This is a genomic window from Paenibacillus sp. FSL R10-2736, assembly GCF_038000245.1.
In the GTDB taxonomy this organism is placed as follows: domain Bacteria; phylum Bacillota; class Bacilli; order Paenibacillales; family Paenibacillaceae; genus Paenibacillus_AQ; species Paenibacillus_AQ phytohabitans.
The window spans coordinates 6,002,921-6,017,590 of sequence record NZ_JBBOBN010000001.1 but is presented as its reverse complement, the minus strand read 5'-3'; the positions used below and the strand labels follow the sequence as shown (position 1 = coordinate 6,017,590).

Here is a 14,670-nt window from a genome sequence, read left to right as displayed (position 1 = left end):
CCGTCCAGGCAGCGCCGGGGGGTGCAGATGAACGCGGCAAGCAGCGGCCAGCCGCCGTGCTGATGGTGCAGGGAACTGCCTCCGATGTCGGCAAAAGCCTCGTCACCGCCGCCATCGGACGGATTATGACCCGGGACGGCTACCGTACGGCACCGTTCAAGTCGCAGAATATGGCGCTGAATTCTTATGTTACAGCGGACGGCAAAGAAATCGGCCGCGCCCAGGGGATGCAGGCGGAAGCCTTCGGTATTACGGCTACCAGCGACATGAATCCGATCCTGCTGAAGCCATCCGGTGAGATGAGCGCGCAGATTGTGGTGCATGGTGTGCCGCATGCCGCGCTCAGTGCGAGAGAATACCGTGAGAAGTTTCTCCCCGAAGCCAAAGGGACGGTGATGGATGCGCTTGGCCGTCTGCGCGAGGCCTATGATATTGTGCTGATGGAAGGCGCAGGCAGCCCCGCGGAGATCAACCTCAAGGCGCGGGATATCGTCAATATGAATCTGGCCGGCTGGGCGGATGCGCCGGTGCTGCTGGTTGCCGATATTGACCGGGGCGGCGTGTTTGCTTTCATTGTGGGTACGCTGGAGCTGCTGGAGCCGCATGAACGGGCCCGGGTCAAAGGCTTCATTATCAATAAATTCCGCGGCGATGTCTCGCTGCTGCAGCCCGGGCTGGACTGGCTGGAGGAGCGTACAGGCATTCCGGTGTTGGGGGTGCTGCCGTTCCTGCCGCAGCTGCGGATTGAGGCGGAGGACTCCGTAGTTCTGGAAGGAACCTCAGGCCGTGTGCGTGAAGGTTCTATGAAAGAACTTGATATTGCGGTCATCCGCTATCCGCGCATCTCCAATTTCACCGACTTCGATCCGCTGGAGGATGAGCCGGATGCTGCCGTACGCTATGTCCTGTCGGCAGACGAGCTTGGAACGCCGGATGTCATTATATTGCCGGGCACGAAGAATACAGCTGCCGACCTGCAGTATTTGCGGGAGCAGGGGTTCCCGGAGGCAATAGAGCGTGCACTGGGACAGGGGACGCAGCAGCTTGCCGGAATCTGCGGGGGGTATCAGATGCTGGGGTTGAAGCTGCTTGATCCTCATGCGGTTGAGAGTGCTGAACCGGGTGAGAGTGAGGGCCTCGGGTATCTGCCGCTGTCAACGGCGTTCCTGCAGCAGAAGACCACAGTACGCGTGAGCGGAACACTGGCTGCGGCTCATCCGCTGCAACTAAGCACTCAGGCGCCCGCCTCAATCGGAGAGATGCCCATTACCGGCTACGAGATACATATGGGAACGACGACGAATCATGATGCTGCTTCAGTACGCAGTCTGTTCAGTCTGGACGGGCCGGAAGGACAGGCTCTGCCGGAAGGCTGGGGAACCCCGGACGGCAGAATCTGGGGCAGCTATCTGCATGGCTTGTTCCACAATGACGGGCTGCGCCGCAGCTGGCTGGACGGATTGCGTATTGCCAAAGGACTCGCACCGCTAGCCGTAACCTTCTCGGCTGCTGCGCTCCGTGAGCAGGAATTTGACCGGCTGGCGGATGCTGTAAGGTCACATCTGGACATGAATGCCGTGTACAATATTATGGGCTTGCCAAGAAATGAGGAATAGGGATGTTTATTGCGGTTCTGCTGTTTATTGTTGCCGGACTGGCCGAGATCGGCGGCGGGTACCTGGTCTGGCTCTGGCTGCGGGAATCGCGGCCGCTGTGGTACGGATTGGCAGGCTCTGCCATCCTGATCGCGTATGGTATTATCCCGACGCTGCAGAAGTTTCCTTCCTTTGGCCGGGTATATGCCGCCTATGGCGGAGTATTCGTCGTGCTTGCTGTGCTGTGGGGCTGGCTGGTGGACCGGAAAACACCGGATCTCTACGACTGGATCGGCGCCGGCGTCTGCGTGATTGGGGTCTCTGTCATCTTGTGGGCACCGAGGCACTGAGCATGTCCTAATCAGTTACCGCACGAATCCCTCTATTCTCATCCACGGATTGTGATGGAACCTTGTTATTCTATGAATCCTGCCCAAAATACAACATTTTGCGGATTGCTTCGGTCCTAATTTGAAAATGTTGTACGGAAGGCAGGATTTCTCCTTTTCTAAACAGGGAATCAGGAAAATTATTGTATTACATACAACAATCCTTCTAAAAAACCTGGTATCTATGAAGCGGAGTTGTAAATCGTACAACATTTATACTGAAACGGCGTGTACCTAACAAACCCAATTTGCCGGTTACGAATCAAATTTGAGGAATTGAAGGATTACGCTTGTCCCTATACAAAAAAGCAGCTCCAACAGCCACGAGGCCTTTGGAGCTGCTTTTTATATTTTACTATTAAACAGCTTTATAGATTTGATTGAACAGAAACTAGCTAAATCTTAAACTGCTCGACAGCCTTCTGCAGCTTCACGGCCTGCTCATGCAGATGCTCTACGGTCAGCGCGTGGCCTTCCAGCTCCTGGTGCTGGCGGGCAGAGTTGCCGGCCAGCGTATCAGCGCTCTGCTGCGACTTGGCTGTAATCTGTGCCGTTTCTTCCACCGAGGCGCTGACTTCTTCGGTGCCTGCCGAAATCTGCTGGGTAGCAGCAGATACGGACTGGATGCTGTGGTTGATGCTCTGGATAAGAATCAGCAGATGATTGAAGGCATTGCCTGCTTCCACCACTTTGTTCATACCTGAAGCTACTTCTGTATTTACGTGGTTCATCTCGGATACCGAGTGGTTCATATCTTCCTGAAGTCCGAGCAGGAATTCGCGGATCTGCTCATTGGATTCCTTGGACTGCTCCGACAGCTTGCGCACTTCACCGGCCACGACAGCGAATCCCCGGCCATGCTCTCCGGCGCGCGCTGCTTCAATGGATGCGTTAAGCGACAGCATCTGAATCTGCTTCGTGATTTCGGTAATACCCTGCACCACTTCCCCGATCATCAGCGAGCGTTCATTCATGATACGGAATTGCTCCAGCGACTGTATCGAGGCCTGTTCCACCTGGCGCATCTGCTGCACAGCACTCTGGGCAATGTCATTACCGCCCATCGCTTCGGCGGAGGCTTCACTGATCTGCTCCGTGACCTCACCGGCGGCGGAAGCGATATGCTGGATGCCAATGTTGATCTCATCCATGGCCCGGGAATTATCGAGTGCGCTGCTCGCAATCGTGGTGCTGCCTTTACCGATTTCCTCTACAGAGACAGCGGATTGCTCAGCCATATTGTTCAGAATCTGAACACGTTCCTTCAGATCATTGGAATCGGCAACTACTGCGCCCGATGTATCCAGCACATGTCCGATCATCTCCTTGAGCCGCTCGCTCATGATCCGGAAGCTCTCGGAGAGCTGGCCTACTTCATCGTTGCCTTTGATCGTAAGTGCTTCGGTGAAATCGCCTCCGGCCAGCTTGTTGCTGTAGGCCGCCAGCAGTTTGATCGGACGGATGATTCTGCGGCTCATCAGTGTGGCGCCGGAGAGTCCGATGATAAGTGCCAGCAGGGTGATTCCCGCACTGGTCCACAGAATGCTGCTCATCTTTTCTTGGATAAAGCCGACATCCGAGCTTACGCCAACGAGCATGGTGGTACCGGGAACGCCAACAAATGCACTCTTATGTATACCATGACTATCACTATAGATTTCACTAAGTCCGGATTTTCCTTTGGAGGCTTGCTCCATGGCAGGCAATACCTCAATGGACTCTTCACGCTGAAGCTTGGCACTATGATCCGCGACCAGAACAGTAGCTTTGCCTTCCTTCAGGTCAATGAGGAAAATGGTCTCAACATCGTGCTGCTTCCGCTTTTCCTCGAAATAGAATTCTACATTGGTCCCCGCCTGTTCATTCTTGTTAAGAGCCTGCTGCGCGCTTGTAGCATTCAGATTCTTATATACATCCTGGGCTGAGGCAGTCAGAGACTTGTTGATCTGCGGCATCACATAGCTGTCGATGATATTAATGGATATGAAGTAGAAGCTGATACTTAGCAAAAGAGAAGTGAGTAACAGAACGACAAACAGCAGAAGCGTAAACTTGCGGCTAATTGATTTTTTGAAACGGAACATTTCTTTCTCTCCTTTTCTGTCAATTGCATCTGAATATCCCAAGCCAGACAAAGAGCCAGGCAAGCAGCAATATATTCCATTGGTGTAGGTCATATATGAAGCTATCTGTGAACGGGAATTGTGATTGATAACTATTCTATAGAATTAACCTCAGGTTGAATAGTGAAAGTTTGCTCTATACTGCATTATTTTTCAGAAAAAATTGAATATTTAACGAGTCTATCACCAATTTACCGAAAAAAATGAATTATACGCTGTTTTCATGAAAATTTTAAATTTCATAGCATGTTAGCTTTTTCTGTGGTAGAGTATTAATGTTTTGTTTCTATAAGAGTGGATAGCCGCGGTTCGTAACCATCCCGCGTAACCAAAACTAGGAGGAGTTAACAGAAATATGTTTAATTTGTTGTGGGGGATTTTGTTTGTTGTTGTTAATTTTGTGTTTTTTCTGCTCTGCTACCGGTTGTTCGGTAAAAAAGGGCTCTATGCCTGGGTAGGCATGGCAACCGTGGTCGCCAATATACAAGTCGCCAAGACGATTGCGATGCCTTTCGATATCGTAATGACGCTGGGGAATACGATGTATGTCACGTTATATATGACCAGTGACCTGCTGAATGAGAGATACGGGCGGGCAGAAGCGCGGAATGCCGTCTGGTTCGGATTCTTCACTCTGCTGATGACTACCGTCATTATGCAGATGGTGCTTGTATTTGAGCCGCAGGAGACGGATATTGCCCAATCCTCACTCCAGACGATCTTCGGCCTGATGCCGAGACTTGCACTGGGCAGTCTTACCGCATATTTTATCAGCCAGTTTCTGGATGTGCGCTTATACGCATGGATCCGCAAGTACTACGGCAGCTCACGGCAGCTCTGGATCCGCTCTAACGGCAGCACCATGATCAGCTCTTTTGTTGACACTTTGATCTTCTGTACGATTGCTTTTGCCGGAACCTATGACCTGAAGGTATGGACAGAGATTCTGCTGACCACCTATCTGGCCAAATTCCTGCTTACAGGTGCAGGCACACCGGTACTTTACCTTGCCCGTTCCTTTAAGTTCGCTGAAGAGGAGCAGACAGTCAGCTCCCAGGAGACCAAGCGCAATATTTCATAGAATAGTTTTATATAAAAAAGCCCTAACCTCCAGTGATCTGGAGATTGGGGCTTTTTTTGATTTCTGAATTACAGGCTCAGCACAGTCAATTCTTTGGGGAAGCTGGTCAGCGTCTGCGGGCCCTCTGCCGTAACGAGCACATCATCCTCAATGCGCACGCCGCCAAGATTCGGCACATAAATCCCCGGTTCTACTGTGAAGACGTTGCCGTTTGCAATAATATCCGTATTGAGTCCATGCAGTGATGGATATTCATGGGTATCCATGCCGAGACCATGTCCGACGCGGTGCATGAAGTATTCGCCGTAGCCGGCGGCTTCAATAACGTCACGGGCGGCCTTGTCAACAGAACCGAAGGTGGCTCCGGCAACAGAAGCGGCAATACCAGCTTCATTGGCAGCAAGCACAGTATTATAGATATCTATCAGCTTGCTGTCTATCTCGCCTACAGCGAAGGTGCGGGTAATATCGGAGGCATAGCCAGCGGCGTATACGCCAAGATCGAACATCAGCAGATCACCCGGCTGAATCTTGCGTTCACCCGGTACACCATGCGGCAGGGCCGTATTCGGGCCGGAGAGCACCATGGTGTCGAAGGAGGGGCCGGAGGCTCCGGCTTTTTTCATCAGGTATTCAAGCTCCGCTACCAGCTCATTCTCGCTGACACCGGCTTTGACATGCGACAGGCCCCGGCGGAGAACTTCCTCCACAAGTTCGGCGGCATGCTTCATAATGCGGATTTCTTCAGGCGTCTTCATGGCGCGCATAGCGCGAAGCAGATGGCCGATGTCGCTGAATGCCCCCGCTGGGATGGCGTCTGCCAGCAACTCATAGCGGCTGACGGAGAAGTGCTCCTTCTCTATGCCGAAGCTGCCCGGAGCAGCGCCGCCGAAGCGGGATTTGAGCAGCTCGTACGGGTTGTCCGTATCGCTGTGCGTCAGAATAGTCTTCACCGAGGAGGCGGCATGCGCCGCTTCGGCGTCCAGCGCCGGAACGATCAGCACAGGCTCCTCATCGCGGATCAGCAGCAGGCCCAGAAAGCGTTCATGCGGGTTGCTGGCGAAGCCGGTCAGATAGTATACATGCTTGGGATCGGTCACGAGGAGAGCATCCAAGCCCCCTCCTGTAAGTCCTTGCTCCAGCTTAAGCAGAGCTTCATTCATTGTAATAGTTCCCCTTTCATATACACGCTTGAAACAGCATTATTCTCATTATAATTCATAATCCGGGAGGCTGCACGTCCCTGGAGCGGATGCTAAAGGGGGTTTAGTGAAGTTAAGCACCGGGTAATAGTTGCCACAATCATTTCTGGTTTCTATTCCCGCTTCACTTAACAGGAGGTTATGAATATGTCCGGTACATCGGTCCTCTCCCGTACATTTCTGCTGCGCGGAACTTTGGTCCTGCTGATGGGCCTGCTGTCAGCCTGCACCTCTTCTGAACAAGATACTATGCAAGGGCAGCTGACAGGCGAGAATCCGCATCTTGACGCACAGCCTGCCGGCACTGCTCTTCCATCTTCGATGACTACGATGACCGAAACGCCGGTGACAAGAACACCGGGAGCGTCTCCGAGTGCAGGAACGGGTGCGCCGGTTGGCGCAGCATCACCTGGTGCCTCTGGAAGCACACAGGCACCGGAAGTAACGGCTGGCGCGCCGAAGCCGCCAGCTTCGTCAGTCTTCCCTTATACCGCGCATACGCTGGCAGACGGATTGAATGTGCCTTGGGAGATGGCGTTCGCTCCGGACGGGCGGATCTTTTTCACCGAACGGCCTGGCAGTCTGCGGGTCATAGAGAACGGCAGGCTTCGTGAGGCCCCGCTGCTGGAGCTTGAAGCCCCCTTTATCAGTAAGGGAGAGGGCGGGTTGCTGGGACTTGCGCTTGATCGGGAGTTTGAGAACAACGGATTGGCGTATGTATATCATTCTTACCGCAATGCGGAGGGCGGAGTGGCAAACCGGGTCCTGCGGATTAAGATCGGCAGCAGCAAAGCGGAGATCAAGCAGGTTCTGCTGGATAATATACCAGGAGACACCAATCATAACGGCGGAAGGGTTAAGCTGGGCCCGGACGGCTACTTGTACATCACCACAGGTGAACGCTATGAGCCTGATCTCGCGCAGGATAAGACCAGCCTGGGCGGAAAAATACTGCGGATTACCACCAGCGGCGGCATCCCTGAAGATAACCCGTGGCCGGGATCTCCGGTCTATAGCATGGGCCACCGCAATCCGCAGGGTCTGGCCTGGCAGCCGGGGAGCGGAGTCTTATACAGCTCGGAGCATGGCCAGTCGAGCCATGATGAGATCAATCGTATTCAGGCCGGGTCCAATTACGGCTGGCCGCTGATTGAAGGCGATGAGACCGGAGCCGCGAAGCTGAAGCTGAAGGCTCCGCTGGCACACAGCGGTGAGGTGACCTGGGCGCCGTCGGGCATGACCTTTATTACGCAGGGGCCATGGAGCGGCGAACTGTTGGTTGCCGGTCTGTCCGGGCAGCAGCTGCTGCGGGTATCTTTGTCTCCTTCGGGCGGCAAGCCTAAGATTACGGCTTTATTCAAAGAGAAGTATGGCCGAATCCGCAATGTGGCGGAAGGGCCTGACGGCACCTTGTATATTATGACCAATAACCGGGATGGCAGAGGCAACCCGCGCGCACAGGATGATAAGCTGATTGCGCTGCGGCCGAATTGGAAATAAGTGCTGTTAGCTGTATTTTCCGTGTATTTCTTCAGGCACTTTACCAGGTTATGCTAATGGCGAAGGGATTTCTCGGCCATCCGCCGCTGATGCGGACTGAGAAGCCGTTATTTTCGGATAATAGCCCGGTTTCTGTCCGGTGCGGACTCAGATGACCTTAATGGCTCAGTTTTACCGTGTTCGGGTCTATAATATTCCGAATAAGGGCTTCTGAGTCCGGATAAACGTCAAAAGTACCCTTTTCCGCAAAATAGCGTCATCTGAGTCCGTTTCACTCTATAACTCTGTAACTCTGTAACAAACAAAGGCTGTCCTCCTTGCAGATCACCTGCACAGAGGACAGCCTTTCCAGTTATGGGACTGCAGCGTGCAAACTCCGGCTACAGCCAGCCCGCAAGCAACCGATCAGTACCTGCGGGCTGCCATCATACCGTGCACCAGTTGCAGACGATATTCTATACCGTCAGGTCTGCGAGCTTACGAGACTACGCAGTGCAAGCGGCTTACCCGGGGTGGCCGGTTCAGCGGGTCCGTTACGCGATCGGCGTTCCGTTCGGAACCTGCTGCTCCGGAGCCAGCAGGATCACATCGCCTTCCTCCGGCACGCCGCCGAGGACGAGCACTTCCGAGAGGAAGCCGGCAATCCGTCTGGGCGGGAAGTTCACGACAGCGGCTATCTGCCGGCCGATCAGCTCTTCCGGAGTGTAACGTTTGGTGATCTGCGCACTGGAGGCCTTAATGCCGAGTTCACCGAAATCGATCTGCAGCTTAATCGCCGGTTTGCGTGCTTCAGGAAAAGGCTCAGCGGACAGAATGGTTCCTATGCGTATATCCAGCTTCAAGAAATCTTCAATAGTAGCCATGTACTCGCCCCCTGTAATTGATAAGTTGCTTCTAACCGGGAATAAACTTCTTGAGAAGTTATTCCATGCCCAGGGGCTATTTTAACCCTAAGAAATGATGTAACATTATCATAAAACATATACTCTGAAAAGGCTACGCCATGCCCTGGCCTGGCTGGCCCGCAAGAGAGGGGAAGATATCCATGAAAGGAAAGACCGTGCTTGTCACCGGTGCGAATTCCGGCATGGGACTGGCTACGACAGTGGAAATGGCCCGCAGAGGAGCCCATGTAATCATGGCCTGCCGCAGCCGCAAACGCGGGGAGGAAGCTCTTGCGGAAGCAGTGCGCCAGAGCGGCTCTGATCAAATCCGGCTGATGCTGTGCGATCTGGGATCGTTCGCAAGCATTCGCGCTTTTGCAGAGGAATTCACGGCCGGCTATCCGGTGCTTGATGTTCTGATCAATAATGCTGGAGTAGTCGCCATCAGACGTGAGCTTACTTCAGACGGCTACGAGCAGGATTTGGGCGTGAATCATCTGGGTCATTTTCTGCTCACCATGTTGGTATTGGATAATCTGAAGCATGCTGAACAGGGCAGGATTGTGGTAGTGGCTTCAGGTGCTTACAAGATTGGCAAGCTGCATCTGGAGGATCATACGCTGTCACGCGGCTTCAACCCGGCTAAGGCTTACGCCCGTTCCAAACTGGCCAACATCCTGTTTACCCGCGAGCTGGCTGCTCAACTGAAGGGCACCAGGGTTACTGCGAACTGTGTGCATCCGGGAGCGGTGGGGACGAGCATCGGAGTGAACCGGGAGACAGGCTTTGGGCGCTCGCTGCTGAAGCTGCTGTCCTACTTCTTCCTGACGCCTGAGAAAGGTGCGGACACGGCCATTTATCTGGCGGCTGCGCCAGAGCTGAGCGAAGTTAGCGGGCAGTATTATTACCGCCGCGAGATCAAGGAATTATCGCCAAGGGCGAAGAATACAGAAGAAGCCGCACGGCTGTGGAAGTGGAGTCTGGAACAGACAGGGCTGAACTAGCCTAAGCTGCTTGAAAAAGCTGAAATCCTGCCTTTTGTACAACAACTTTGGATTTGAGCCGTAGGATGAGGGAAATGTTGTTCACATATCACATACAACTTTTAGGAGGAATAACAGATGGATTGGCAAGTGAACAGCATAGAGGATGCAGCAATTGAGGATTTGGGAGCGATTGTGGAGATTTATAACACGACGGTTGCCGGAAGAATGGTAACAGCGGATCTTACGCCGGTAGCCGTGGAGGATAGAGTGAAGTGGTTCCATGAGCATAACAGCCATCACCGTCCGCTCTGGATTCTGCGGCAAGGCGGCGAAATTGCGGCCTGGTTCAGCTTCCAGTCATTCTACGGGCGTCCGGCCTATAATGGAACGGCAGAGATCAGCGTCTATGTAAGTGAAAAATTCCGCGGCAGCGGCGCCGGAAGTATCCTGCTGACCAAGGCGCTTGAAGAATGTCCGCGTCTTGGTCTGCAGAACCTGGTCGGCTTTGTGTTTGGCCATAATGAGCCAAGCCTTGCACTGCTGCGGAAGTTTGGTTTCGGACAATGGGGCCTGCTGCCGGGTGTCGCCGTGCTGGACGGCATTCCGCGTGACCTTGTTATCGTAGGCCGCAAGCTGTAAATTTATATAAGGCTTTCGCAGAAACAGTGTGTGAAACTTATTGCGGAGGAGCGGCTGAAGCAGACCGGCATTCTTCTTCCGTAATCCAGTCTTCCGACCATACCTGCAAATCACGGATGACGGATTCCAGGGCCCGGCCCTTGTCAGTTAACGAATACTGGATTCTTACAGGTGTTTCGGGAAAAACCTCGCGCAGGACGATACCCTCCTGCTCCAGTTCCTTCAGCCGCTCGGACAAAAGCCTGCCGCTGACGGGCAGCGAAGCTTCAATGGCGCCGAAGCGCTGGGGACCTTGCAGAAGCTGATAGATGATTAAGCCCGTCCAACGTCTGCCGATAATATCCATGCTTTTTTGTAACCTTGGACATAACTCTGTGGATTTCATTAGGCTCACCTCTTACTGTACATTATAAACGAAAAGACCTATAACTAAAACAAATTTGAACTATTTGCACTACTTGAAAGGATGATTCCCTTGGCTAAAAAGAAGAAGATAACTCCGGCTCCGCGCCCTGCTGCGGCCGATGCTCCGGCAACACTCAAAGACCTGCTCAGCCGCGAGGTGCTGGACAAGCTGAAGGCGCAGTCCGATGCGCTCAAAGCCGAAGAGCAAGGCAAGAAAGACGCCGCCCTCAAGGAAGCGGAGGACAAACGCAAGGCAGAGCAGAAACGTCTGGAGAATGATTTCGGCCACCTGCTGGAGAACAGCAATCAGGACTGGTCGAAATTTAAATAAAACAAACTTTACCAAATTCAGGGTTGACAATCTGCAGCAGCGCCATATATTATTGGGTTTATCATTTAGAGAAGGGAGGCCGATGGGTCATGATTGGAACAAATGGTTTGAGAACGCCGCATAGTCAAATTACAACCGCATATGAACTATCTGATCTCATCGCCTTCGTCCGGAAGACATAATGCGCAGCGTGCTTATTATGTCACAACTGCATATGGGTGTCCCAGCTTGAATTCGAAGCTGCACCCAGCGCTCCGGGAGCCGCATGATCAGAACTGATCTGCGGCTCTTTTTGCGTACCACAAAACTGGAATTTATCTTACCAACCTGAGAGGAAATGAAAACATTTATGAATAGCATGAAGCAGCAGGCGGGGGAGATATCCCGCTACAAACATGAGGTAGCCCTTCCGGGCGGCGACCTCAAAGTATATGCAAGTGAGCAATTGTTTGGCTCACTTGATTATAAGGTCCTGGAAATGGCTAACAACAATCTGCAGATTCCAAATATTGAATATATGAGCTACACTCCTGATGTACATGTAGGCGTCGGAACCTGCATCGGGACTACCGCGGTCTGGGATGCCGCGTCAGGTTATGTATCGCCGTCCATTGTAGGCAGCGATATCGGCTGCGGCATGCGTGTACATCTGACCAATCTGCATATGGATGATCTGCGTGAAGTGAAGCTGCGCCGGAAGCTGGTCCGGGCAATTGAGAAGTATCTGCCCATGGAGGCTCAGCAGCGCGGCCATTACAGCGATATCCGGCTGGAGAATATCGTGCGCAAGGGACTGCACGGCCTGCCCAGCAAATATGTTCCGGACAGCTACACTCCGAAGAAATCAAGCGCACTGTCCCATGTGGAGATCAGCAAGCTTGCCTTCGATGACGAGATTCTGAAAGAGCTGCCGGATATGGCCTGGCACCGGGGTCACCGCCAGCTCGGCACCCTTGGCGGCGGCAACCATTTCGTTGAGATCCAGGCGATTGAAATCGCCGAGGAGCAGCGGGAGGTGGCTGAAGCGTGGGGCCTGAGAGACGGGCAGATTGCCGTGATGATCCACTCCGGCTCCCGGGCCTGGGGAGGCATGGTCAATCAGTTCTGTACCCCGGCCTTCGCCAAGGTCATGGGCCAGCTTGGACTGGGCAGCGCTGACCCGCGCCTGATCTATGCGCCCCTGTCACATCCGCAGGCTCAGCGCTATGTTAATCTGATGTACTCGGCGCTGAACTATGCGGTGGTGAACCGCCATCTGATCGCTTATGGTGTACGTGAGGGCTTCCGTGACGTCTTCGGCACGAAATGCGAGCTGCGCACCCTCTACGATCTGATGCACAATTATGCGTGGGAAGAGGAAACCTCCTCAGGCACCAAGTTTGTTCACCGCAAAGGGGCGACACGCGCCCTGCCTGCAGACCATGCGGATAATCCGCGGGCTTATGCGGCAACCGGGCATCCGGCGCTGATTCCCGGCTCGATGGGCACCGCTTCCTACATCATGGTCGGCCAGCCCGGAGGAGAAGAGAATTATTATTCGATCTGCCATGGAGCCGGACGCATCCGCTCCCGCTCGGCAACGAAGCGGCTGGTATCTGTCCATGAATTCTCCCGGTCGATGAAGGTGGGGACGGCAGACGAGATTGTAGTGAATCAGCATTCCCTGGAATCTATCATTGACGAATCTCCCCAGGCCTATAAGAATGTAGATGAGATTATAGAAAGCGTTACGGGCGCCGGCCTGGCTGCTGTTGTAGCCAAATGCAAGCCGCTCGCAGCGATAAAGGGGACGAAATAGGATGGAGCAGGAGATTAAGAAACCTACTGTAATCTACGAATACGATGAAGACAGAGCCGGAATCATCAAAGGTTACGATGTGTACGCACGCCTGGTTGACGGCATACTTGAAGCGCTCTACAGCCGCTACGGCGTCCGTTATGAGCTGTATGCGAGCGATGACCCCAACAGTGAATACTGGAAGCTGCTGGAGAATGATGTGCAGAGCGGGAATGCCGGGGTGGAGCATGTGGCGCGGATTTTTGACCGCCTGGAGGACAGGACGTTTGTGTACGACGATGATAAAGAGCAGCCGGAGTACAATATCCATCTCTCGATCCGCAATAATGTGCTGGCGTATCCTGCCATGGGCATTGCTCTGGCGCGGGTGCCTGTGTTCCAGGAGAACGGCATCAACTTTCAGGACTATGTGTTCGCGGCATCTGACGCGCAGCTGCAATTCTTCCTGGCCAATGTGCGCACCCGGCAGCGGGAGCAGAACATTAATAAGGTGACGGTGTTCACTGACCGGCGTAACGGAATCTTCCGTGAGGATGAACCCATCACCCGCTCTGTCGGGCGTGAGGAGGTCGTGCTGGACGCGGGGATCAAGAAAGAAATCTACCGTTCGCTCGACCAGTTTTTTGATTCGGACCGCAGCTTCTACGTCACTTACGATATCCCGTACAAGCGGGGCATTCTGCTCTACGGCCATCCGGGCAACGGTAAGACTACGCTCGTCAAATCGATCGCCGGAAGTGTACCGGGACCTGTGATCTACTGGCAGATTACCGAATATACGAGCAGTGAGTCAGTGAATGAGGTGTTCGAGGCTGCGGCCCGGCTGGCGCCGATGGTACTGGTGATTGAGGACATCGATTCCATGCCGCAGGAGGTCCGCTCCTTTTTCCTCAACACGCTGGACGGGGCCACTTCGAAGGAAGGCATCTTCCTGATCGGCACCACCAATTATCCGGAGAAAATCGACCCGGGCCTCATGAACCGCGCCGGGCGCTTCGACCGGGCTTATGAGATCAAGATGCCAAATGAGGCGCTGCGCCTCGAATATCTGCAGCTGCGCGGGTTCTCCGCCTTCGCAGGTGAAGAAGGTACGGCCACCGCTGCGCGCCTGACAGGAGATTTCTCCCTGACCCAGCTTGGCGAGCTGTATGTCAGTGCGGCACTGGAATGGCATGAGAATGGCACGGCTGATGTCGAGTCGCTGGTGCGCGGCATGCGCGGCGAACTGGACAAAGGGCGCAAACGGGAATGGATGAAGGATGCTTCGTCCAGTATCGGATTTTATTAAGTAAGAGAGAAGCGACTGTAAAGGGAAGATTTGGGGAGCCGTGAGGCTCCCTTTTTCCTGGGGGATAAGAGTTTATAGGTTTGGAGAAGCGAAGCTTACTCCTTATTTATTTAGTGGCTACCGGGGACAGCGGACATAGTTGGAAAAAAGGCACTTAATTCTGCCAGAACGGAGAGTTGAGAGTAAGCAGTTGGAAAAAGTCCACTTAATCCACCGACCCACCTGGATTTAGCTGAAATCGGACCGATTAAGTGTTGTTTTTCCAATTGCTTTTAATAAAATGTACCTTTGACGCTAAATTAGATGTACTAATTCCACTTAGATCATCCGCAGCACTCCGAACTGTAAGCAAAACTTCTTGACACTACCGACAAAAATCCGCAAATAAGCGTGCTGCTGTCCGTTAACAAACTTAGCTTCCCCTCTGTCCCCTCAACAACGGCGCGGAT

The 14,670-nt window shown here is 53.4% G+C and carries 13 protein-coding genes; 9 read left to right on the top strand and 4 right to left on the bottom strand.

Annotated features, from left to right (window positions below):
* Positions 1–62: 62 nt before the first annotated feature.
* Together NSQ73_RS25670 and NSQ73_RS25665 are read left to right on the top strand one after the other, a co-directional pair.
* Entirely contained in the window at positions 63–1,616 is a 1,554-nt protein-coding gene (locus NSQ73_RS25670) for a cobyric acid synthase (RefSeq protein WP_340989408.1), read from the top strand.
* Between the two features lie 2 nt (positions 1,617–1,618).
* Entirely contained in the window at positions 1,619–1,945 is a 327-nt protein-coding gene (locus NSQ73_RS25665) for a YnfA family protein (protein WP_340988676.1), read from the top strand.
* 434 nt (positions 1,946–2,379) lie between these two features.
* Here the strand turns inward: NSQ73_RS25665 and NSQ73_RS25660 are convergent, their stop codons facing one another.
* The gene (locus tag NSQ73_RS25660) at positions 2,380–4,068 is read right to left on the bottom strand and encodes a methyl-accepting chemotaxis protein (protein ID WP_340988674.1); all 1,689 of its coding nucleotides are present in this window, start codon (positions 4,066–4,068) and stop codon (positions 2,380–2,382) included.
* 394 nt (positions 4,069–4,462) lie between these two features.
* Between NSQ73_RS25660 and NSQ73_RS25655 the strand changes: the two genes are divergently transcribed.
* Positions 4,463–5,188: a queuosine precursor transporter gene (locus NSQ73_RS25655; RefSeq protein ID WP_039299835.1), complete on the top strand. Its 726-nt coding sequence runs from the start codon at positions 4,463–4,465 to the stop codon at positions 5,186–5,188.
* Positions 5,189–5,256: 68 nt separating this feature from the next.
* Here the strand turns inward: NSQ73_RS25655 and NSQ73_RS25650 are convergent, their stop codons facing one another.
* Positions 5,257–6,351, bottom strand: coding sequence for a M24 family metallopeptidase (locus tag NSQ73_RS25650; RefSeq protein WP_340988672.1), 1,095 nt, complete (start codon positions 6,349–6,351; stop codon positions 5,257–5,259).
* Between the two features lie 186 nt (positions 6,352–6,537).
* Between NSQ73_RS25650 and NSQ73_RS25645 the strand changes: the two genes are divergently transcribed.
* Positions 6,538–7,890: a PQQ-dependent sugar dehydrogenase gene (locus NSQ73_RS25645; RefSeq protein WP_340988670.1), complete on the top strand. Its 1,353-nt coding sequence runs from the start codon at positions 6,538–6,540 to the stop codon at positions 7,888–7,890.
* A gap of 533 nt (positions 7,891–8,423) precedes the next feature.
* Here NSQ73_RS25645 and csaA read toward each other — a convergent pair.
* On the bottom strand, positions 8,424–8,753 hold the full coding sequence (gene csaA, locus NSQ73_RS25640) for a chaperone CsaA (RefSeq protein ID WP_076242412.1): 330 nt from the start codon (positions 8,751–8,753) through the stop codon (positions 8,424–8,426).
* Positions 8,754–8,935: 182 nt separating this feature from the next.
* On the opposite strand from csaA, the gene NSQ73_RS25635 reads away from it, so the two are divergent.
* Both NSQ73_RS25635 and NSQ73_RS25630 read left to right on the top strand, forming a co-directional pair.
* The gene (locus NSQ73_RS25635; RefSeq protein ID WP_042140836.1) at positions 8,936–9,778 is read left to right on the top strand and encodes an SDR family oxidoreductase; all 843 of its coding nucleotides are present in this window, start codon (positions 8,936–8,938) and stop codon (positions 9,776–9,778) included.
* A gap of 117 nt (positions 9,779–9,895) precedes the next feature.
* Positions 9,896–10,399, top strand: coding sequence for a GNAT family N-acetyltransferase (locus NSQ73_RS25630; protein WP_340988669.1), 504 nt, complete (start codon positions 9,896–9,898; stop codon positions 10,397–10,399).
* 37 nt (positions 10,400–10,436) lie between these two features.
* On the opposite strand, the gene NSQ73_RS25625 is transcribed toward NSQ73_RS25630, so the two are convergent.
* Complete coding sequence (locus NSQ73_RS25625) at positions 10,437–10,784, bottom strand: winged helix-turn-helix transcriptional regulator (RefSeq protein WP_039299846.1); 348 nt, start codon at positions 10,782–10,784, stop codon at positions 10,437–10,439.
* 90 nt (positions 10,785–10,874) lie between these two features.
* Between NSQ73_RS25625 and NSQ73_RS25620 the strand changes: the two genes are divergently transcribed.
* The 3 genes from NSQ73_RS25620 to NSQ73_RS25610 all read left to right on the top strand — a co-directional run bounded on the left by NSQ73_RS25620 (position 10,875) and on the right by NSQ73_RS25610 (position 14,221).
* Positions 10,875–11,135: a YqkE family protein gene (locus tag NSQ73_RS25620; protein WP_076242414.1), complete on the top strand. Its 261-nt coding sequence runs from the start codon at positions 10,875–10,877 to the stop codon at positions 11,133–11,135.
* 349 nt (positions 11,136–11,484) lie between these two features.
* Positions 11,485–12,933 carry an RtcB family protein gene (locus NSQ73_RS25615; protein WP_340988667.1) on the top strand — a complete coding sequence of 483 codons (1,449 nt, stop codon included), beginning with the start codon at positions 11,485–11,487 and terminating at the stop codon, positions 12,931–12,933.
* A 1-nt stretch (position 12,934) separates the two neighbouring features.
* Positions 12,935–14,221: an ATP-binding protein gene (locus NSQ73_RS25610; protein WP_042134433.1), complete on the top strand. Its 1,287-nt coding sequence runs from the start codon at positions 12,935–12,937 to the stop codon at positions 14,219–14,221.
* The last annotated feature ends 449 nt before the right edge of the window (positions 14,222–14,670 follow it).